The 20,793-nt window shown below is 35.2% G+C and carries 14 protein-coding genes and 1 other annotated feature; of the genes, 9 read left to right on the plus strand and 5 right to left on the minus strand.

The window, feature by feature from the left end; translation table 11 throughout:
- Positions 1–9: 9 nt before the first annotated feature.
- The 4 genes from PYW44_RS12785 to PYW44_RS12800 all read right to left on the minus strand — a co-directional run bounded on the left by PYW44_RS12785 (position 10) and on the right by PYW44_RS12800 (position 6,053).
- A complete protein-coding gene (locus tag PYW44_RS12785) occupies positions 10–1,719 on the minus strand; it encodes an NADPH-dependent assimilatory sulfite reductase hemoprotein subunit (protein WP_021339280.1) in 1,710 nt (569 codons plus the stop codon).
- Positions 1,720–1,739: 20 nt separating this feature from the next.
- A complete protein-coding gene (locus PYW44_RS12790) occupies positions 1,740–3,596 on the minus strand; it encodes an assimilatory sulfite reductase (NADPH) flavoprotein subunit (RefSeq protein ID WP_226957289.1) in 1,857 nt (618 codons plus the stop codon).
- A 161-nt stretch (positions 3,597–3,757) separates the two neighbouring features.
- A complete protein-coding gene (locus tag PYW44_RS12795; protein WP_021339282.1) occupies positions 3,758–4,486 on the minus strand; it encodes a phosphoadenylyl-sulfate reductase in 729 nt (242 codons plus the stop codon).
- A 421-nt stretch (positions 4,487–4,907) separates the two neighbouring features.
- Positions 4,908–6,053, minus strand: coding sequence for a globin domain-containing protein (locus tag PYW44_RS12800; RefSeq protein ID WP_115075880.1), 1,146 nt, complete (start codon positions 6,051–6,053; stop codon positions 4,908–4,910).
- A 292-nt stretch (positions 6,054–6,345) separates the two neighbouring features.
- On the opposite strand from PYW44_RS12800, the gene PYW44_RS12805 reads away from it, so the two are divergent.
- Positions 6,346–7,950 carry an amidohydrolase gene (locus PYW44_RS12805; protein ID WP_115075881.1) on the plus strand — a complete coding sequence of 535 codons (1,605 nt, stop codon included), beginning with the start codon at positions 6,346–6,348 and terminating at the stop codon, positions 7,948–7,950.
- Positions 7,951–8,247: 297 nt separating this feature from the next.
- Here the strand turns inward: PYW44_RS12805 and PYW44_RS12810 are convergent, their stop codons facing one another.
- The gene (locus PYW44_RS12810) at positions 8,248–9,093 is read right to left on the minus strand and encodes a ParB/RepB/Spo0J family partition protein (protein WP_021339285.1); all 846 of its coding nucleotides are present in this window, start codon (positions 9,091–9,093) and stop codon (positions 8,248–8,250) included.
- Positions 9,094–9,273: 180 nt separating this feature from the next.
- Positions 9,274–9,651: a binding site (T-box leader), on the plus strand.
- Between the two features lie 62 nt (positions 9,652–9,713).
- On the opposite strand from PYW44_RS12810, the gene PYW44_RS12815 reads away from it, so the two are divergent.
- The 8 genes from PYW44_RS12815 (at position 9,714) to PYW44_RS12850 (ending at position 20,744) form a co-directional block, all read left to right on the plus strand.
- On the plus strand, positions 9,714–10,817 hold the full coding sequence (locus PYW44_RS12815) for a PLP-dependent transferase (protein WP_002506150.1): 1,104 nt from the start codon (positions 9,714–9,716) through the stop codon (positions 10,815–10,817).
- A complete protein-coding gene (metC, locus tag PYW44_RS12820) occupies positions 10,814–11,989 on the plus strand; it encodes a cystathionine beta-lyase MetC (protein ID WP_021339286.1) in 1,176 nt (391 codons plus the stop codon). Before PYW44_RS12815 ends, metC begins: the two co-directional genes overlap by 4 nt.
- Positions 11,943–13,784, plus strand: coding sequence for a bifunctional homocysteine S-methyltransferase/methylenetetrahydrofolate reductase (locus PYW44_RS12825; RefSeq protein WP_021339287.1), 1,842 nt, complete (start codon positions 11,943–11,945; stop codon positions 13,782–13,784). The genes metC and PYW44_RS12825 overlap by 47 nt, the downstream gene beginning before the upstream one ends.
- Complete coding sequence (metE, locus tag PYW44_RS12830) at positions 13,778–16,024, plus strand: 5-methyltetrahydropteroyltriglutamate--homocysteine S-methyltransferase (protein ID WP_031266001.1); 2,247 nt, start codon at positions 13,778–13,780, stop codon at positions 16,022–16,024. The genes PYW44_RS12825 and metE overlap by 7 nt, the downstream gene beginning before the upstream one ends.
- A gap of 24 nt (positions 16,025–16,048) precedes the next feature.
- Positions 16,049–16,789: a cyclase family protein gene (locus PYW44_RS12835; protein ID WP_002511910.1), complete on the plus strand. Its 741-nt coding sequence runs from the start codon at positions 16,049–16,051 to the stop codon at positions 16,787–16,789.
- Between the two features lie 315 nt (positions 16,790–17,104).
- Positions 17,105–17,605, plus strand: coding sequence for a LytTR family transcriptional regulator DNA-binding domain-containing protein (locus tag PYW44_RS12840; protein ID WP_021339288.1), 501 nt, complete (start codon positions 17,105–17,107; stop codon positions 17,603–17,605).
- 101 nt (positions 17,606–17,706) lie between these two features.
- The gene (locus tag PYW44_RS12845) at positions 17,707–19,512 is read left to right on the plus strand and encodes an assimilatory sulfite reductase (NADPH) flavoprotein subunit (RefSeq protein ID WP_021339289.1); all 1,806 of its coding nucleotides are present in this window, start codon (positions 17,707–17,709) and stop codon (positions 19,510–19,512) included.
- A gap of 161 nt (positions 19,513–19,673) precedes the next feature.
- Positions 19,674–20,744, plus strand: coding sequence for a beta propeller repeat protein (locus PYW44_RS12850; protein WP_021339290.1), 1,071 nt, complete (start codon positions 19,674–19,676; stop codon positions 20,742–20,744).
- Positions 20,745–20,793: the final 49 nt, after the last annotated feature.

Raw genomic sequence — 20,793 nt, forward strand, 5'->3', positions numbered from 1 at the left:
CTCAATTTATTAACTATGGAATACTTGACCATCTGTAACTTCGTCTACGATACCTGCACGTATGACGAAATCACCAAAATGTTCACCCTCGGTTCTTTCTTTCGCATATTGGATTAATATCGGTCTCAAGCTTTCTAAAATCTCAGCTTCTGCTATATTTTCTTTAAAAAGCTTATTTAATCGATCACCTGTAAAGCCGCCACCCAAGTACATGTTATATTTTCCTGGTCCCTTTCCTATAAATGCAATTTCTGCTAATGCAGGTCTGGCACATCCGTTAGGGCAACCTGTCATTCGAATCGTAATTTCTTCGTCGTTTAAGCCTGCTTCATCTAATAATTCTTCGATTTTTCCAATAAGTGATGGTAAATAACGTTCGGATTCAGCCATCGCTAAACCACAAGTCGGAAAAGCAACACATGCCATAGAATTTCGTCTTAACCCTGTATAATGTTCGCCATCTGTTAGACTATATTCTGAGATGATTTTTTCTATCTTTGGCTTATCACTGTCAGAAACATGCGCAATAACTAAATTTTGGTTAGGAGTTAGTCTAAAATCACCTTTATGAATTTGAGCAATTTCTCTTAACGCTGTTTTTAATTTATAGTCATCCGTATCTTTGACCCGACCATTTTGTATAAATAGCGTGAAGTGCCATTTACCGCTGCCTTCTGTCCAACCATAGCGATCTCCATTATGGTCAAAATGATATGGTCGCTCACTTTCTAATTGCCATCCAAGACGTGCGTTTAATTCATTTTTAACCCACTCTACGCCTTTGCGATCTACTGTATATTTAAAACGTGCGTTCGTACGGTCTTCACGATTACCATGATCTCGTTGAATCGTTAATATTTTTTCACAAACGTCCACAACTTCTGCTTTAGGAAAATAGCCAATCAGCCGACCTACTTGAGGATAGGTAGCTGTATTGCCATGTTTCATTCCCATGCCACCACCAATCGTTACATTGAAACCGACGAGTTCGTCTTGTTCTATAATGGCAATCAAACCAACATCTTGTGAATAAACATCGATATCATTTGAAGGTGGTACTGCAATACCAATCTTGAATTTACGTGGAAGATACGTTTTACCGTACAATGGCTCAGGTTCTGCATCACTCGTATCTAATACTTTCTCACCATCTAACCAAATTTCATGATAGGCTTGCGTCTTCGGTGACAAGTGTCGACTAATGTCATTCGCAATTTGATTAATTTCTCCATGTACATGAGACTGATAAGGATTTGGATTACACATCACATTACGATTGACATCACCACAAGCTGCTAAAGAATCTAGTAATGCCTGATTTATACTTTGCATAGAACTTTTTAAATTTTTCTTTAAAATGCCATGAAATTGAAATGCTTGTCTTGTCGTAAGTTTGATTGTTCCATTGGCATAAGTATTCGCAATATCATCCATCGCAATCCACTGTTCAGCAGTTGAAGCACCACCTGGCGCGCGTACTCTAATCATGAAACTGTATGCCGGTTCTAATTTTTGCTTGCGACGTTCATCTCTAATATCTCGGTCGTCTTGCATATAACTGCCATGAAACTTTAAAAGTTTTGTATCATCTTCTGTAATCGAGCCAGTAATTCTATCTGCTAAACCTTCAACAATCGTGCCACGGAGATAATTACTCTGCTCTTTGATACGTTCTAATTCATCTAGTTTGTCAGAAAAGCTTACATTCGTTTCAGCCATACATCATCCCTACCTCTCTTTTAATAAACATCTCTTTGATAACGTTTTTCTTTTTTCATTTGTGTAAGATACGCTTCAGCATCCGTTTCAGACATGCCGCCTTCTTGTTCTAATACGTAGCGAATCGTTTCATGGACATCTTTAGCCATTTGTTTTTCATCACCACATATATATAATGCAGCGCCATTCATTATCCATTCGTAAAATGTTGCACTTTGTTCAGCAATACGATGTTGCACATAAATTTTTTCTTCTGAATCGCGTGAAAACGCTACATCTAATTTGCTTAATACATCATCTTTTAACCAAGTTTGCCATTCTGTTTGATATAAAAAATCTGTAGTAAAGTACTGTTCTCCGAAAAACAGCCATGTATTACCAGTTAATCCTAGTTCCTCTCTCTCTTGAAGATATGATCTAAACGGTGCAACTCCAGTACCTGGGCCAATCATTATAACGGGCGTTTCTTCGCTAAATGGAAATTTAAAATTAGGATTCTTCTTCAAATAAATCGGTATACTATCTCCTGGCTGTAAGCGTTCGGCTAATTGTACGGAACAAACACCATCACGTTGACGTTCGTGAGCCTCATATCTTACTGCACCGACTGTAATATGCACTTCATCTGGGTTTGCTTGAAAACTACTTGCAATAGAATATTCTCGTGGTGGTAACTTTCTTAACAATTGATGTAATGACTGTGAATCAAATTGATTCGGCGGAAAATCTCTTAATAAATCGATTAAGTCCCGACCTTCTATGTAACTCTGTATCCATAACGCATCCTCTACTTGCTCGGTTAATGTCGTATTTTCAAATAATGTAGAGGCTTTTAGCACTAAATTCTTTGTTAATTTAGTAATTTCGAAATGGTCTCGTAATGCTTCCTCAAGTGTTAGCTTGTCACCATTGGAATTAATAGGAATTTCGTCTTGCGCATGCCAACCTAAAGTCTCAATAAGTAATGCCACGAGATTAGGATTGTTTTGTGGCACTACGACTAAGCAATCACCTGGCTCATATGCTTCACCATAGTCATCTAGTAAAAACTCAATATGCCTTACTTCTTTGTTAGATCCTCGACCGTTCAAATTAATGTTCTCCAAGACTTCTGCTTCATATGGATTTGACTTGGAATAGCGCTTTTCTTTTGTATCCTGTGCTGTTTCTGCTAGTATTACTGTTTCTTTATGACTGGATGATTGGTTGAGTTGTTGAATATTTTCATTCATCCAGATTTCTGCTTGCTCATCAAAATCTAAATCACAATCATGTCTTGCTACTAAACGTTCGCCGCCTAATTCTGACAATCTAGCATCAAAGTCTTTACCTGTTTGGCAAAAGAACTCATATGATTCATCTCCAAGGGCAAGTACTGAATAACGTACACCTTCTAATTTAGGGGCTTTTCTACCATGTAAAAATTCATGAAATGTAAGTGCATTATCTGGTGGATCACCTTCACCATGCGTAGCTGAAATCACAAATAAATCTTCTACTTTTTTCAAGTCTTTAGGTTTAAATTCGTCCATTGCAGTCAATTTCACAGTGTAGTTATGTTCTACTAATCGATCTGCAAAAATTTCTGCCAAACTTTGCGCGTTACCAGTTTCTGAGCCATAAAGCACTGTAATATTTCTATCAATATTGTCTTCTGACTCACTATTTAATACATATTCTGCTACTTGCTGTGGTGCTTCAGCATCACTGACTAAAGTGTTTTGATATGCTGAAAGATAACCACTCAACCAAACTTTTTGTTCTGTGGTTAAAATGCTAACGACCTGATTGAGTTGGTCTGCTTGATGCTCATTAAATGGACTATTTGATACAGATAAATTCACCGCAAGTTCACCTCTTTTTGTTTTGTATACCATTTGTAAAAATGTTGATTAATCTTTCTAATGCTATTGTATTTCTTAAAGACAATTCTATAAATTAAACATAATATAGTTGTTATATAAATAATGGTTTAATTCTATACATATCCGATGTGTATACTAAGGAATAATAGTAAAAAAAAGAATCTTAATCTAAATCATGGTTTTTCAGTCGTATGAAGACCACATTCTGTCTTGTTAGAATTACTCCATCTACCTTCCCTTGAGTCTCCAGAAGTTGAAACTGCTGATGTACAAGGTATGCAGCCAATACTCGGAAAATTAAAATCATGTAGTTCATTATAATGTAAATCATTTTTTTTAATATAATGCCATACATCATCCCACGTCCAATGAATAAGTGGGCACACTTTTACTGATTTAAATCTTTCATCTTTGTTTACATAATTTGTAAATTGACGACTTGGTGATTGCTCTCTACGCAATCCTGAAACCCAAGCTGTAGCACCTGATAACACTTCTTCCAGTGGCTTAATTTTACGTATGTAACAACATTGATTAGGATCATTCTTCCAAAGTGCTGAATTGAACTGGTCAGCCTGTTCATCTAGAGTTAATTCTGGTTTTTTAAGCTTGATATTTAGTTCTGGATAACGTGTTTTCACTCTATCGATTAAATCATAGGTTTGTTGAAAATGAAGATCTGTATCTAAAAATACGATTTCAGCATTTTTTCTAACACTATGAATCAAATCAATCAAAACCATACCTTCTGCACCAAAGCTACATGCATAAACAATTGAATCACCATACATTTCATACGCCCATGCGATAACCTGACGTGCACCTTTAGTTTCATCTGAAATATCTAAGTCATTAAAAGCGTCGATTTTAAAGTGCTCATATGTTATTTTTTCCTCTGACATTAATGGGTTCATCCCCTTTTCTTTAATGTTCTGTTTTTAAAATTCATATTATTTTTAGTCTTTAGAATTATTCGAAAATAATTATGATACATACTTTACTCATTGTAATTTTTTATGTCAAGCGTACTTTTAAACTATGGTTTCTATTAAAAACAGTATAATTCCGTTAAATGTAAGCGCTTAACATAGCGTATTCAAAATGTTTTCGATAATTATTTTTAAATAATAATTATAATAATGTAATTTTCATTAACAACGTTGTAAAACACGTTACATCAACATTTATTATTTTTTATAAATATTTTTCTTATTTTAATTATTGTAAGCTCATATTTTATTCTTTAATCAAATGACAAAAGCGCCAATAACAACTAAATGTCATTGGCGCTAGTTCATGAATAAATTCAATTTTATCTAATAATTATGCTGAAAAACTAAGTCTTGGAATAAATGTTTCAAAGTGAATGTTATCCATTGCTATACCGATTGTTTGTAATTCAGAAATCATTGCTTTTAAGAATGAATCACCACCACAAATATAAACTTCTGTTTCATTATCTACATATTGTTGTAGTTGTGCTACTTCAATAAAGCCGTCTTCATCACGGAAATGTGTGTCAAAACGTGCAAGTGAAGACTGGTCAGAAATATTGTTTAATTTGTTTTCAAAAGCGACATTTTGCGCATTAGACGTTGATTGTAAGAATGTTGATTCTAAACCTGAACTAACCGCTTCTTTATACATAGAAACAAGTGGTGTAACACCCACACCTGAACCTAAGAATAATTGTTTATTTTCTTTATTCGCTAGAGTAAAACCGCCTACTGGCGCAGATAAGCTCAACGTATCTCCAACTGACACTTCATCGTGTAGTATTGTTGATACTTCACCTTCATGCGCTTCAGTAACATCTTTTCTAACTCCAAATGTTAAGAAGTCTTTACCACCATCAACAATAGAATAATGTCTCTTAGCTTGGTAAGGTAGTTTGTCACTCGTAATATCTACAGTAATATATTGACCAGGAACAAATTGACTTAAATCAATATCATCTGATTTAATTGTAAATGCTTTAATAATCTCAGTTTCTTCAGTGATTTCAGTAACTTCAAATGGTTTGAAGCCATCCCAAGCCATATTGCTATAAACTTCTTTTTCTAAGCCGATAAACGCATCAGCAATTTCTCCATAAGCTTTAATCCATGTTTGGATAATTGGATCTTCATCTTCAAGACCAGTCACTTCTTCAATCGCCCATATTAAATTTTCACCAACAATTGGATAATGTTCGGGTTTAACTTGTAATGCACAGTGTTTGTATACAACTGGCATAATCGCTGGAACAATCGGTGACAAATCTTCGATATTTTCAGCTGCTGCTAATACAGCCATTGCAAGTGCTGAAGATTGTAATCCTCTTTTTTGGTTAGTTTGATTAAATACATTTTTTAATTCTGGATGTTGTTCAAAGAGTCTCTTATAAAAAATTGATGTAATCGTTTGTCCTTTATCTTTTAGTAATGGCACTGTTTCTTTAATTGTTTGTATCTCTTCTTGAGTTAACATATTGGCCCTCCTAATTTATTCTATATACCCATTATTATACGAACTTCATTTACTTACAATGGATTCAAACTTATTTCACACAACATTCACATTCTAGATACATAAATTTGTAACTATTTTCTGTTTTTTTAAAATAAAAAAATGTACATAACATGAATTTGAAATTTATACTACTTAAAAACTTATATTTTAAACTAATAAATTAATCTTTAAAATATGTTATCAATTGAAATTACTTTTTTTCAAGATTAGTATGTGTAATGGATACAAAAGACACGTAGGAGGCTTTACTTTGAAAATTTCAAAAATAGTAAATGCAATGATTTTGGACATGGAAGATAACGAACCATTTTTAGGCACACTCATATTAAATGGCGGTGTCATCTCTGACATTGTGCCACAAGAAGATATTGTAGAGGATGACAGGGCACTAGACTTGGAACAACAATGGATTACACCTGGATTTATAGATACGCACAGTCACCCAACAGGCTATGGATCGACAAAATTAATGGTGAACTGTGCTGCTTCTGACATTTTAAACATTACGGACTTAATTAATAAATTTAATGACAATAAGGATAGCTTAACTAATAACGGATGGTTGATAGGTTACGGTTATAATGAAAAAGCTTTAGCCGAACAACGCCATCCTAATCGCTTTGATTTAGACCAAATTTCTCAAGATACTGCGATTGCGATTATGCATTACTCAGGTCATATGGCTACTGTAAATACAAAAGCACTGCAAATTATGGGGATTGAACTAACAGACGATAACCCAGAAGGTGGTTATTACGAACGAGATTCTGAGGGTTATGTCAACGGTGTGCTTATTGAATTGCCAGCGATTGTTAAATTAAGAGCAGCACTGCCTAAAGCTACAGCAGATAGTTTCGCTTATAGTATGAATTTAGCAATTGATGATTATGTAAAAAACGGTATAACGAATACTTCTGATTTACTCATCGGTGGTAATGGTTACACAGATTATGAAGGTATATTAACATTCTTAAACGCACCTCAACGTATCCGTACACGCTGGGTAATTACGCATGAATTACTAGAAAAACATCCTGAATTTAAAGACGTACATGCCGAAACACTCGATCGCACTTTTCAACAACATAGTAACCGTATGAGTCATTTAGGCGGCGTAAAATTCTTTAATGACGGATCTATTCAATTACAAACTGCTTCTATAAGAGGTACTTACTTAGATGGCGCAACACCACCTGCACCTTTAATGTCACAATCAGTAATGACAGAAAAATTTAAACATTTTCAACAATTAGGCTTTAATATTATTACCCATGCAAATGGTGATTATGCAGCCCAATCTGTAATAGAAGCTTATAAAGATACAGCAATGTATAAAACGAACGCTTTACGCAATAGAGTTGAACATTTACAAACTGCAACGCATTCAGATATTCAAGAAATGGCAGAGCATCATATTGGAGGCTCTTTCTTTATTAATCATGTTTATTATTTTGGTGACTTACACCGTGATGTCTTTTTAGGTAGCGATAAAGCAAACAATTTAGACCCAGTTAAATGGGCAGAAGATGAAAACATGCTGTTTACTTTGCATACTGATGCGCCAGTGACACCAATTTCTCCTTTGGAATCTATCCAGATTGCTGTTGATAGAAAAACTAAAAACGGTGATATACTTGGTGCCCACCAACGTTTATCTCGCAGCTCTGCATATAAAAAGATGACTGCAGATGCAGCGCGTTTGAATCATACAGAAGACTACGAAGGTACAATTAAAGTTGGTCATGTTGCAGACTTTGTCATACTGAATCGTAATCCACTAGAAGAAGATGTAACACTCGATAACAACTTAATTGAAGCAACGATTTGTGACGGTAAATTAGTCTATAAAAAATAATAGCATCACATGGCTTATGCATATTGTTTGAAAGACTTCTATGAGAATAGTATGCATCTAAAGACTACAGTCTCAAACCATATCTACAGAAAGCGTGCACTATAATACGAAACATTGATATAAAAAGGACATGTTGAATTTTGAGTTCAACATGTCCTTTTTAGTGATTTAACATTCATCAAAATTTTGACGAGTCGTCTGAGAGAACCACACGAATCGAAGACTGCACGCTGAGTCAGTGTCCTAGACAAGTCAGTCTAAAATTTTAGGGGTTTAAGTCCTCACATATGAAGTAAGTTATTCATTATTATATTTCTCATTTAATTGATGGATTAGCCTTTTAAATTCAGCTTCTGATTTAAATTCAAAAGTGATGTGTCCTTTTTTATTATGTGTAGAAATAGAAACGCTTGAACCATATTGTTCTTTAAGTTGTCTTTCTTGTTGTTGAATAAACTTAGGTTTCGTAGCTACTTCTTGTGTTTTTTTCTTTGTACTTTTTTCATTATAATTTTCATTTACGTATTGTTCTAAATAACGAACACTCCAAGACTCCCGGGAGACTTGCTTGGCGATTTGACGCATTTTTTGTGCGTCTTTTACAATTAATAAGGTACGCCCATGAGCACCTGATAATGTACCTTCTCTGATCATATTCGATACGTCTTTAGGTAATTGTAACAAACGTAGCATGTTCGCAATATAAGGTCTAGATTTACTTAAACGCTCTGCAACTTCTTGTTGTGTTAGCTTTAAATCATCCATTAATTGACGATAGCTTTCTGCTTCTTCAATAACATTGAGATCTTCGCGTTGTAAGTTTTCAATAATGGCAAGTTCCATCATATCTTCATCAGATAATGCTTTAACAATTGCAGGCACTTCTGCTAACCCTGCTATTTTTGCCGCTCGGTAACGTCGTTCACCTACTACAATGTGATAACCTGTAATAGTCTTTCTTAATACGATAGGTTGTAAAATGCCGTGAAGTTTAATCGATTTTGCTAAGTCATTTAAACGTTCTTCATCAAATGTTTTACGTGGTTGATAAGGGTTTGCTTTAATAGTCGTGACTTTAACTTGTTGAATTTGAGCATCTTCCTCTAATTGCAATCTATGATCTTTTGAATTTTCGATTGTCATACACCTACTTTCATCATCAAATATCTCTTTACGTATATAATATATTCACAGTATATCATCACACTCATGACAGTAAATATACATAAAAAATAATTTGTTTAATCTAAATTTTCAGATAAGTTGTTGACAAAAAGGATTTTGGTGTGTAATCTAAGGTATATCAAATACGAATTGCACATACGAAACACAGTAATAGGGAAAGTAAAACTTACACTGCTGACACAGAGAGTCTTTGTTCGCTGAAAGAAGACACGGAAAGAAAGTTTGAAAATGGCCTTTGAGTGTTGATACCAATATGAGGTGTCAACGGGATCGCCCGTTATAGCGATACAGTATTAACATTTTGTTAAATGGCGTACTGGATTAAATCCACGCGTCGTATATTTCGTTAATACTCATTTTATTCATATAAGATGAGGTTTTTTAATTCCAACGAAGATACGATGTCACTATTCAGTCTCTGTTGCCTATTCAACAATTTGGCGTACTGGATAAGGTTACTTTAGTGATAGAGTAACAAACAAAGGTGGTACCGCGAGCTAAGCTTTCGTCCTTTATATCCGATTATTCGGGTGTAAAGGACGGAAGCTTTTTTTATTTTTAAAAGGAGGTTATCTATTATGAAAAATACTGAACTGGCACAAATTGCTTTGTCACAAGATCATACAGGCGCAGTTGCAAATCCAATCTATTTATCAACAGCATACCAACACCCTCACCTAGGCGAATCAACTGGTTACGACTATACAAGAACGAAAAATCCAACCCGCTCAGCATTTGAGGAAGCTTTTGCAAAACTAGAACGAGGTACTGCTTCATTTGCAACTTCAAGTGGTATGTCAGCCATTCAACTTATTTGTAATTTATTCAAAACTGGTGACGAAATATTGGTATCTTTTGATTTATACGGTGGCACATTTAGACTTTTTGATTTTTACGAGCAACAGTACGGTATTCATTTCAAATATGTAGACTTCCTTAATTATGAAGAAGTAGAACAAAGTATTACTGAAAATACAAAAGCACTATTTATAGAACCGATTTCTAATCCACAAATGATAGAAGTTGATATCGATCCGTACTATATCTTAAGTAAAAAATTCAATTTACTAACAATTATAGATAATACATTTTTAACACCTTATCTTTCAACGCCACTTGAGGATGGTGCAGACATCGTCTTACATTCTGCTACAAAATATATAGGTGGCCATAACGATGTACTTGCTGGCGTTGTCACAGTGAATGACGATGCACTAGCAGAACAATTAGCACAGTTACACAATATGATTGGTGCTACACTATCACCTTTCGATAGTTATTTACTACAACGTGGCTTAAAAACACTACACATCAGAATGGATCGTTCAGAATATAACGCTAAATTACTCGCAGAACGATGTAGTAACTTAGACGCAATTGATAAAGTACTTTATAGCGGACGTACTGGCATGTTGAGCTTACGTTTAAACAAAGCCTATAAAGCTGACAAATTCTTAGAACATTTAGAAGTTTGTTTATTCGCCGAAAGTCTCGGTGGTACTGAAACATTTATAACATTTCCATATACCCAAACCCATGTCGATATGCCAGATGAGGAAAAAGACAAACGTGGCATTGACGAACATTTACTTAGACTATCTATCGGAATTGAAAATTATGAAGATATTGAGAAAGACATCGTACAAGCATTACAAAAATCTAACCAAGGAGTGATTTCATGAGTTTATCAAAAGAGACAGAAGTAATATTCGATGCACATAGAGGTACAGATTATGATTCGGCGAACCCTCCTTTATATGATTCTTCTACGTTTCATCAAAAAGTGTTAGGTGGCAATGCAAAATACGACTACGCACGAAGTGGTAATCCTAATAGAGCATTATTAGAAGAAAAATTAGCCAAACTAGAAGGTGGCAGTCACGCATTTGCTTATGCTTCAGGTATCGCCGCAATTTCAGCAGTATTGCTTACGTTAAATGCTGGTGATCACGTTATTTTACCTGATGATGTTTATGGGGGTACATTCAGACTAACCGAACAGATATTAACACGTTTTAATATTCAATTTTCAACAGTAGATACGACAAACTTAAATGAGATAGAAGATGCGATACAAGACAACACAAAACTAATTTACGTAGAAACACCATCTAATCCATTATTCAAAATTACAGATATTAAAGGTGCAGCTCACATCGCAAAACAACATCAACTCTTACTCGCAGTGGATAACACATTTATGACACCGCTTGGTCAATCACCATTAGCACTTGGTGCAGATATCGTTGTTCATAGTGCAACGAAGTTCTTAAGTGGTCATAGCGACATTATTGCCGGTGTAGCGATTACCAATAATCAAAGCGTAGCAGATGCACTTTATTTATTACAAAATGGTACAGGCACAGCATTATCTGCTCACGATAGCTGGACTTTAGCAAAACATTTAAAAACGTTGCCAGTGAGATTCAATCAATCTGTGGAAAATGCGCAACAACTTTATGAATTTTTAGCTCAGCGTGATGAAATTGCTGAGGTATATTACCCGGGAAATGACGCCTTACATTTATCACAAGCGCGTCACGGTGGTGCAGTATTAGGCTTTAGATTAAAAGACGAAACCAAAGCACAAGCATTTGTAGACGCATTATCATTACCACTCGTATCTGTGAGTTTAGGTGGCGTAGAAACAATTCTTTCTCACCCAGCTACAATGTCACACGCAGCAGTGCCTAAAGAAGTACGCGAAGAACGTAACATTACATTCGGATTATTTAGATTAAGTGTTGGTTTAGAATCTGCGGATGAATTAATTTCAGATTTAAATTACGCAATTAAGGAGGCTTTCAATGAGTCAACTCATCGACAAACTGAAGAACAACATATTAGTAGCTGACGGCGCGATCGGCACCATTCTTTACTCTGAAGGTCTAGATACATGTCCTGAAGCTTACAACTTAACACATCCTGAGAAAGTAGCACATATCCATCGTTCTTATATTGAAGCTGGTGCAGATATTATACAGACCAATACGTATGGTGCAAACTTTGAAAAGTTAAAAGACTTTGGCTTAGAACATAAAGTGAAAGAAATTCATCAATCTGCTGTAAAAATCGCAAAAGAAGCTGCAAAAGATGACACATTCATCTTAGGTACTGTTGGAGGCTTTAGAGGCGTTAAACAAGAAGATTTAGGTCTATCTGCGATTCAGTATCATACAGAAATACAAGTAGATACTTTAGTAGAATCTGGCGTAGATGGTTTACTTTTTGAAACCTATTACGACTTAGAAGAACTTACAAATATTATAAAAGCGACAAAACGTAAACACAATATACCGATTATTGCCCAACTCACTGCTTTGAATACAAATTATTTAAGGGACGGTACAGAGATTAATACAGCGTTACAACAAGTAGCAGCAAGTGGTGCTGATATTGTGGGATTGAATTGTCATCATGGTCCCCATCATATGCAACAATCATTCTCACATATTGAATTACCAGAAGGCGCATACTTATCGTGCTATCCGAACGCAAGTTTGCTTGATATAGAAAACAGCCAATTTAAATACAGCGATAACGCCGAGTATTTTGGCAATGTCGCACAGAAGCTTATTAACGAAGGCGTTCGCGTCATTGGTGGTTGTTGCGGTACAACACCTGAGCACATTGAATTCATTAAATCATCTATAGATAATTTGAAACCTGTAACACAAAAAAATGTAATACCGATCACAAAATATACGAGTACTTCATCTAAATCAAAACAATCTCAGAATCTAACATCAAAAGTAAAACAACGTCCGACGATTATAGTTGAATTAGATACACCGAAACACTTAGATACAGATACATTTTTCAGAAATATCAAAAAACTTGATGACGCCAATATCGATGCGGTCACCTTAGCAGACAATTCTTTAGCAACCGTAAGAATTAGTAATGTCGCTGCAGCAAGCATTATTAAACAACAATACGATATCGAACCATTAGTGCACATCACTTGTCGCGACCGTAACCTTATCGGATTACAATCTCATTTATTAGGGCTATCACTACTAGACATCAATGAAATATTAACCATCACAGGTGACCCTTCTAAGATTGGTAACTTACCTGGTGCTACAAACGTATACGATGTAAACTCCAAAGGTTTAACCGAAATTGCATCGCGTTTCAATCAAGGGATTAACACAGATGGTGATGCGCTGAAGACAAAGACAAACTTCAACATCGCAGGTGCCTTTGATCCAAATGTAAGAAAATTAGACGGTGCAGTAAAACGCTTAGAGAAAAAATTAGAGAGCGGTATGCACTACTTTATTACACAGCCGGTTTATAGTACTGAAAAAATTAAAGAAGTCTATGAAGCAACGAAACATTTAGATGTTCCTTTCTTTATCGGTATTATGCCAGTGACAAGTTATAATAACGCTTTGTTTTTACACAATGAAGTACCTGGTATTAAATTATCAGAAGAAGTGTTAGAACAATTTGAAGCCGTTAAAGATGATAAAGAAAAATCAAAAGAACTGAGCTTGAAACTATCCAAAGAACTGATTGACACAGTACATGAATACTTTAATGGTTTGTATTTAATTACACCATTCCAAAAAGCAGATTACACATTAGAACTTGCAGCTTATTCAAAATCAATTACTTCAACTAAACAGGAGGCAATATTATGACTATTAAAACATCAAACTTAGGTTTTCCAAGATTAGGTAGAAAAAGAGAGTGGAAAAAAGCAATCGAAGGTTACTGGTCTAAAAAATTAGATTTAGATACATTACATCAACAATTAACAGATTTGCATAAAGAAAATTTATTACTACAAAAAAATTACAATTTATCAAGTATTCCTGTCGGCGATTTTTCACTTTATGACCATATTCTTGATACATCTTTACTTTTTAATATTATTCCTGAACGTTTCCAAGGTAGAGACATAGATGATGATTTATTATTCGATATTGCTAGAGGTAATAAAGAACATGTTGCAAGTGCCTTAATCAAATGGTTCAACACAAACTATCACTATATCGTTCCAGAATGGGATCATGCCGAACCGAAACTTAATCACAATGTCTTATTAGAACGCTTTAATTATGCAAAATCTTTAAATGTAAACGCACATCCTGTCATTGTAGGTCCGATTACATTTGTTAAATTATCTAAAGGTGGCGACCAATCTTTCGAAGAAAAAGTAAACACACTGTTACCTTTATATAAAGAAGTACTACAATCACTAAAAGAAGCTGGTGCTGAATATATTCAAATCGACGAACCTGCATTAGTGACAGATGACAGCGCAGATTATGAAGCTATTACACAAGCAGCATATGAGTATTTCGCTGAGGCTGGTTTAGAAAATCATATCGTGATACAAACCTATTTCGAACGTGTTAATCTACAATTTTTAAACAGCTTACCTGTTAAAGGGCTTGGCCTAGATTTCGTTCATGACCATAACTTTAACCTTGAACAAATTAAAGCTGGCGATTTTGATAAAAACAAAACACTTTATGCAGGTATTATCGATGGTCGTAACGTTTGGGCTGCTGACATTGAAGCTAAAAAAGAACTTATCGACACGTTACAAAATTATACAAATGATCTTGTTATTCAACCATCAGCGTCATTATTGCATGTTCCTGTATCATTAGATGACGAAACACTTGAAGAATCAATTGCCGAAGGATTAAGTTTCGCAACTGAAAAATTAGACGAATTAGATGCCTTGAGACGCCTATTTAATGACAATGATGCTGAAAAATATAATCAATTAAAAGCACGCTATGAACGTTTCCAGAATCAATCATTTAAAAACCTTGAATACGATTTTGACAGCGTACGTACTTCAAGACAATCTGCTTTTAAAACGCGTAAACAAGCACAAGACAAACGTCTTAATTTACCAGATTTACCAACGACAACAATTGGTTCATTCCCACAATCTCAAGAAGTACGTAAATATCGTGCTGATTGGAAAAATGACCGCATATCAGATGAAAATTACCAATCATTCTTAAATAATGAGATTGCACGCTGGATTAAAATTCAAGAAGATATTGGTTTAGACGTCTTAGTACATGGTGAATTTGAACGTAATGATATGGTCGAATTCTTTGGTGAAAAACTACAAGGTTTCCTAGTAACTAAATTCGGTTGGGTACAATCATACGGATCACGTGCGGTGAAACCACCTATCATTTATGGCGATGTGAAATGGGCTGAACCACTTACAGTGAAAGAGACACTTTATGCACAAAGTTTAACAGACAAGCCTGTAAAAGGTATGCTCACTGGACCTGTCACAATTCTGAACTGGTCATTTGAACGTGTAGACTTACCGCGTGAAGAAGTACAAGATCAAATTGCGCTCGCTATTAATGAAGAAGTATTGGCACTTGAAAATGAAGGTATTCAAATTATTCAAGTAGACGAACCTGCTTTAAGAGAAGGTTTACCGCTTCGTTCAGAATATCACGAAGACTACTTAAACAAATCTGTGCATTCGTTTAAACTTGCAACATCTTCCGTGGCTGATGAAACACAAATTCATACACATATGTGCTATTCACAATTTGGACAAATCATACACGCAATCTACGACTTAGATGCAGACGTGATTTCTATTGAAACATCTCGTAGCCATGGTGACTTGATTAAAGATTTCGAAGATATTACTTACGATTTAGGTATTGGTTTAGGGGTATATGATATTCATAGTCCACGTATTCCGACTGAATCAGAAGTTACAGAAGCAATCCATCGTGCCTTACAAGAAATTGATCGTTCGTTATTCTGGGTCAACCCAGATTGTGGATTGAAGACACGTAAAGAAGATGAAGTAGTAGAAGCATTAAGTGTCTTAGTAAATGCCGTTGATAAGTTACGAAAATCAACAAATACAGCAACAGTATAACGATTAAAAATGGTGGTGATACACATGAGTTATCCATTATGGGAACAATTAGAACAATTAAAATCATCAAAGTGGGTCGATTTGACCCACACATTTGATGAAACCATTCCATGCTTCAGTGAGTTTGAACGCGCTAAAGTTTCTACCCTGTTTAACGTAGCAGACGATGGCTTTTATGTTCAAAATTGGAATATAGTAAGTCAGTACGGTACACATATTGATGCACCTATTCATTTTGTGGAAAACACACGCTATTTACATGAATTAGATTTAAAAGAACTCGCCCTACCACTTGTTGTTTTAGATTTTTCACAAGAAGTAGCAGAGAATGCAGATTTCATATTAACTCGCACACATGTCGAACAATGGGAATCAACGCATGGAACAATTGAACCCGGCACATTTGTCGCCTTACGCAGTGATTGGTCGAAACGTTGGCCAGACATCGAACAATTCGAGAATAAAGACAGCAATGGCAACCTCCATTTACCCGGTTGGGGCCTCGATGCTTTAAAATACTTGCTCGAAGAACGACAAGTCAAAGCCATTGGTCACGAAACATTTGATACAGATGCTTCGATAGATGTAGCCAAAAATGGTGATATCGTTGGTGAACGTTACGTCCTAGGACAAGATACATTCCAAGTTGAGCTGTTGACGAATTTAGATCAACTACCCACACGTGGTGCCCTTATTTACACGATTAGCCCTAAACCTAAAGACGCGCCAGGATTTCCTGTACGCGCATTCGCTATTACACCCTAATAGCTAAATCTTTAAGATATCATTAGATATACACGAGCACCCCAAACTTAAAACTCTAGCTATTATAATATAAAAGATATTAAGAAATTGAGCACTTCTTATATATCAACTTCTCCTTTTAAAAGATATAATTTATATCCCCTAAATCATTCCCTACCAAGAATGATTTAGGGGAATTTATTATGTGCATTTTTAAAGGTCATCCACTTAATGTGCATTTGTAACCACTTAGTTAGCAATACTGACCGCTTAATTAAACTATGTAGTATTTAATGCTAATATTTGTTTTACTTAACTTAACAGGAGGCGTTGCATATGAAGGTCAGAGTTAAATACAACAATGCATTATCCGAAGATGAAGTTATAATACAAGCTAATGAAAACGCAGAAAATTTGCCAGATATCGTGCAATACATCAAACAATTATCCAACCGAAAAACATTTACAGGCAAACATAATGATGAAATTCACTTTATCAAACAGCGAGATATTATATGTTTCAGGATGGAAAATAAAATACTAACCATCTATACATGGAATCAACACTTTACCCTGAACGAAAGATTATATACTATTAAAAAACAATTAAGTTCAAACTTCCTACAAATATCTAAATCAGAAATCATCAATATCGATTATATCGACCATTTGAAACTCAATAAAACAGGTTGGTTTCCACTCCGAATCTCGGTCATCATCGTATTTATACTCATATATACAATGATTTACTTTGTTATTTGGTCTATTGAAAGTAGAAGAGCACAAAGAGATATAAATGAAATAAACAAGATCATTTCAGAGAATCAAAAACATTAATCCTATTTCAATTAATTAATAAAGTAATTCAATGATGTTATGATTTAAGGACATGATGTTTACACAAACCTCATACAATAAAAGAAGACGAGGTGAATGATTTGCAACTAAATGAAACCAATACTCCTTTTAACAAAGAACAATTGGCACTTATAAATCAACTTCTGCCAACATTATCTTCAAGTCAGCAACAATGGTTAGGCAGTTATTTAGTTAATCCTGAAACGCAGGATGATGAGGTGACACCATCAAACGCAACTGATAGTTCCGTAGCTGAACCTTTAGAAGTACATGTTCTATTTGGTACTGAAACAGGTAATGCTGAAGAAGTTGCCGATCAATTTGAAGCAAAATTAAAGGAACACAATTTAAATGTTCATTTGTCGGAGATGGATGATTTCCCGCTAGATGAACTGACAAATATAGATTACCTGTTTATCATATGTTCTACACAAGGCGTGGGAGAGCCCCCAATCAACGCGATAGATTTTCATGAGTTTATGCACAGTGATAAAGCCCCACGATTAGATGGATTAAACTTCTCTGTACTCGCATTAGGAGACGAAAGCTATCCAGATTTTTGTCAGGCAGGAAGAGACTTTGATGAAATCTTCGGAAAATTAGGCGGTCATCGATTAGCTGAAAGGGTAGATTGTGATTTTGATTTTGAAGAAATAGCAGAACAATGGATTGCAGATATGCTAGAGCTATTAACCAACGTTTCGCCAAACACAGATGCAAATGATGTGATAGACGATGAAGTCACAATTGAAGAACCTCATGGTCAGTATTCCAAATCAAACCCATTTCAAGCTGAAGTAATACAAAATAATGTACTGACTGAAGCCAATGCAACACGCGAAGTCAGACATCTTGAATTATCTCTTGAAGGTTACAACGAATCATATGAGCCTGGAGATAGTTTAGTAGTAATACCTGAAAATGACCCTGCCCTTGTTGAACACTTTATCGATACTTTAGGTTGGGACGCTGAAACACTTGTTTATGTTGATAAAGATGAACAACCATTAACATTACAAGATGCGTTGACACATTACTTTGAAATTTCAAAAATAACACCTGCCCTAATGAAAAGTGCTGCTGAGTTATTTAGTAATCCAATGTTAAACGCAAATGTTCAAAAAAATGATTGGATTCAAGATTATATTTATGGTCGAGATGTCATCGACTTGATTAAAGACTTTACACCCGTATCACTTCAACCAAAAATGTTACCGCAATTATTAAGAAAATTACCACCAAGAGAATATTCAATCGCAAGCAGTAACAACGTTAATCCAAATCGTGTACAAATCACAGTACGTGTCGTGAAATATGAAGCGCATCGTCGTGAACGTCTAGGCGTTTGTTCCGTTCAACTTGCTGAACGTACACAACCTGGTGATCATATGCCTGTTTATCTTAAAAAGAATCCAAACTTCAAATTTCCTTATGAAGAAACCACACCTGTCATTATGATTGGTGCTGGCACAGGCATCGCACCTTACAGAGCCTATCTACAAGAACGCGCACACTTAAAACTTAAAGGATCACAATGGCTTATTTTTGGTAATCAAAATTATAATACAGATTTCCTTTATCAGAGTGATTTAGAGGGCTGGCTGAGTGACGGTGTACTCGGTAAATTAGATTTAGCTTTTTCAAGAGATACTGAAACTAAAATTTATGTCCAACACCGTATTGAAGATAATAGTGCTGAATTTTATAAATGGATAACAGAGGGCGCTACGATTTATCTATGTGGAAATAAAGATGAGATGGCTTCAGGTGTCCATCAAGCATTAGTGAATGTACTGATTAAACATGGTAATTACAGCCAAGATAGTGCAGAAGACTATTTAAGAGATTTAATTAAAAATCAACGTTACCAACGTGATGTTTATTAGTATGTATGTACTATAGCCAAGAACAAAACAACATTAATTCATTTTCTGTTGTTTTCTAACAGCATAATTATCTAAGGTATTTGTAACTCAATTTCTTTTTGTTAAACAAGTCTGATACGATACTTTAAATCATAAACTTACCCAAAGGTAGCGTGATAAATATGGCTCAATGCGCAATCACTTATGACAATGCATTATTGCTTATTAAAAATGATGCACAAGGCCTTCATACAGCATTTAAATTAGAGGGCACTAACCCGATTTCAATAGCTCAAGATCCTTTAAATAGTAATATATTATATTGCGGCACGTTTGACCATGGTTTATGGAAAAGTACCGACAAGGGTGATACATGGGCTCCAATAGGCACAAGGTTCACTTACAATAGCCCATTTAAGAAAGATGATATTCATATGACATCAATCACAGCAGTGACAGTGGTTGATACTGGTAAATCTTCTGGCACCGTAATTGTTGGCACGGAACCAAGTGCGCTTTTCATCTCCTATAATGAGGGACAAACATTTGAACTCCTTACAGATTTTGAACATATACAAGGTAAAAATCAATGGTTCTTCCCGCCTAGACCATTTACGCATCATGTAAAATGGTTTGATACTAATATTAAATCTCCCGGAACAATCAATTTAACTATTGAAGCCGGCGGATTTATTCAATCCAGAGATTATGGTCAACATTGGGAGCTCCCACGCACAGATCGTGTGCTACCTATAGATATTCATGTGCTTAAGAGCCATCCTGATTACCCAAATCAATTGTACGGCGTTTTAGGAGATGCCTTTTTAGAAGGTGGTAGAGATACATTTATTGAAAGCGATGATTATGGTCAAACATGGACGACATTCATTGATGGTATAAAATATAGATACGGCTATGGATTAGCGCTTAATTCTAACAATTCCAGTAATATTGTCATCGCTACATCGAACTCACCGTTTAACGCACATAATTATGATGATGACACGTTTTCAACGATTTACTATGTTGATAAAGAACATGAAAGTGCTTGGACAGAAGCTGATGAAGGTTTACCTGCACCAGAGGGCACCTTAATTTCAGCCATCTCCGAAAAGGATGGTATATTTTACATTGCTAATAATAAAGGGGTTTTCTATTCCGAAAGCGGTGGAAAAAGCTGGACATCATTAGCAATCGAATGGCCTGAATCACTTACACATCAACATGCACATCAATTTATCACTTTGAATTAAAACCATAATAAAATAACAAATCATAAATTAAAACCCCTTAAGCATTTAT

It is taken from the genome of Staphylococcus equorum, assembly GCF_029024965.1.
Lineage (GTDB): Bacteria > Bacillota > Bacilli > Staphylococcales > Staphylococcaceae > Staphylococcus > Staphylococcus equorum.

Bases quoted from the DNA above. Each gene is read 5' to 3' on its own strand.
- PYW44_RS12785 (WP_021339280.1), bottom strand. From the start codon at position 1,719: ATGGCTGAAACGAATGTAAGCTTTTCTGACAAACTAGATGAATTAGAA.
- PYW44_RS12790 (WP_226957289.1), bottom strand. From the start codon at position 3,596: ATGGTATACAAAACAAAAAGAGGTGAACTTGCGGTGAATTTATCTGTA.
- PYW44_RS12795 (WP_021339282.1), bottom strand. From the start codon at position 4,486: ATGTCAGAGGAAAAAATAACATATGAGCACTTTAAAATCGACGCTTTT.
- PYW44_RS12800 (WP_115075880.1), bottom strand. From the start codon at position 6,053: ATGTTAACTCAAGAAGAGATACAAACAATTAAAGAAACAGTGCCATTA.
- PYW44_RS12810 (WP_021339285.1), bottom strand. From the start codon at position 9,093: ATGACAATCGAAAATTCAAAAGATCATAGATTGCAATTAGAGGAAGAT.
- PYW44_RS12815 (WP_002506150.1), top strand. From the start codon at position 9,714: ATGAAAAATACTGAACTGGCACAAATTGCTTTGTCACAAGATCATACA.
- metC (WP_021339286.1), top strand. From the start codon at position 10,814: ATGAGTTTATCAAAAGAGACAGAAGTAATATTCGATGCACATAGAGGT.
- PYW44_RS12825 (WP_021339287.1), top strand. From the start codon at position 11,943: ATGAGTCAACTCATCGACAAACTGAAGAACAACATATTAGTAGCTGAC.
- PYW44_RS12835 (WP_002511910.1), top strand. From the start codon at position 16,049: ATGAGTTATCCATTATGGGAACAATTAGAACAATTAAAATCATCAAAG.
- PYW44_RS12840 (WP_021339288.1), top strand. From the start codon at position 17,105: ATGAAGGTCAGAGTTAAATACAACAATGCATTATCCGAAGATGAAGTT.
- PYW44_RS12850 (WP_021339290.1), top strand. From the start codon at position 19,674: ATGGCTCAATGCGCAATCACTTATGACAATGCATTATTGCTTATTAAA.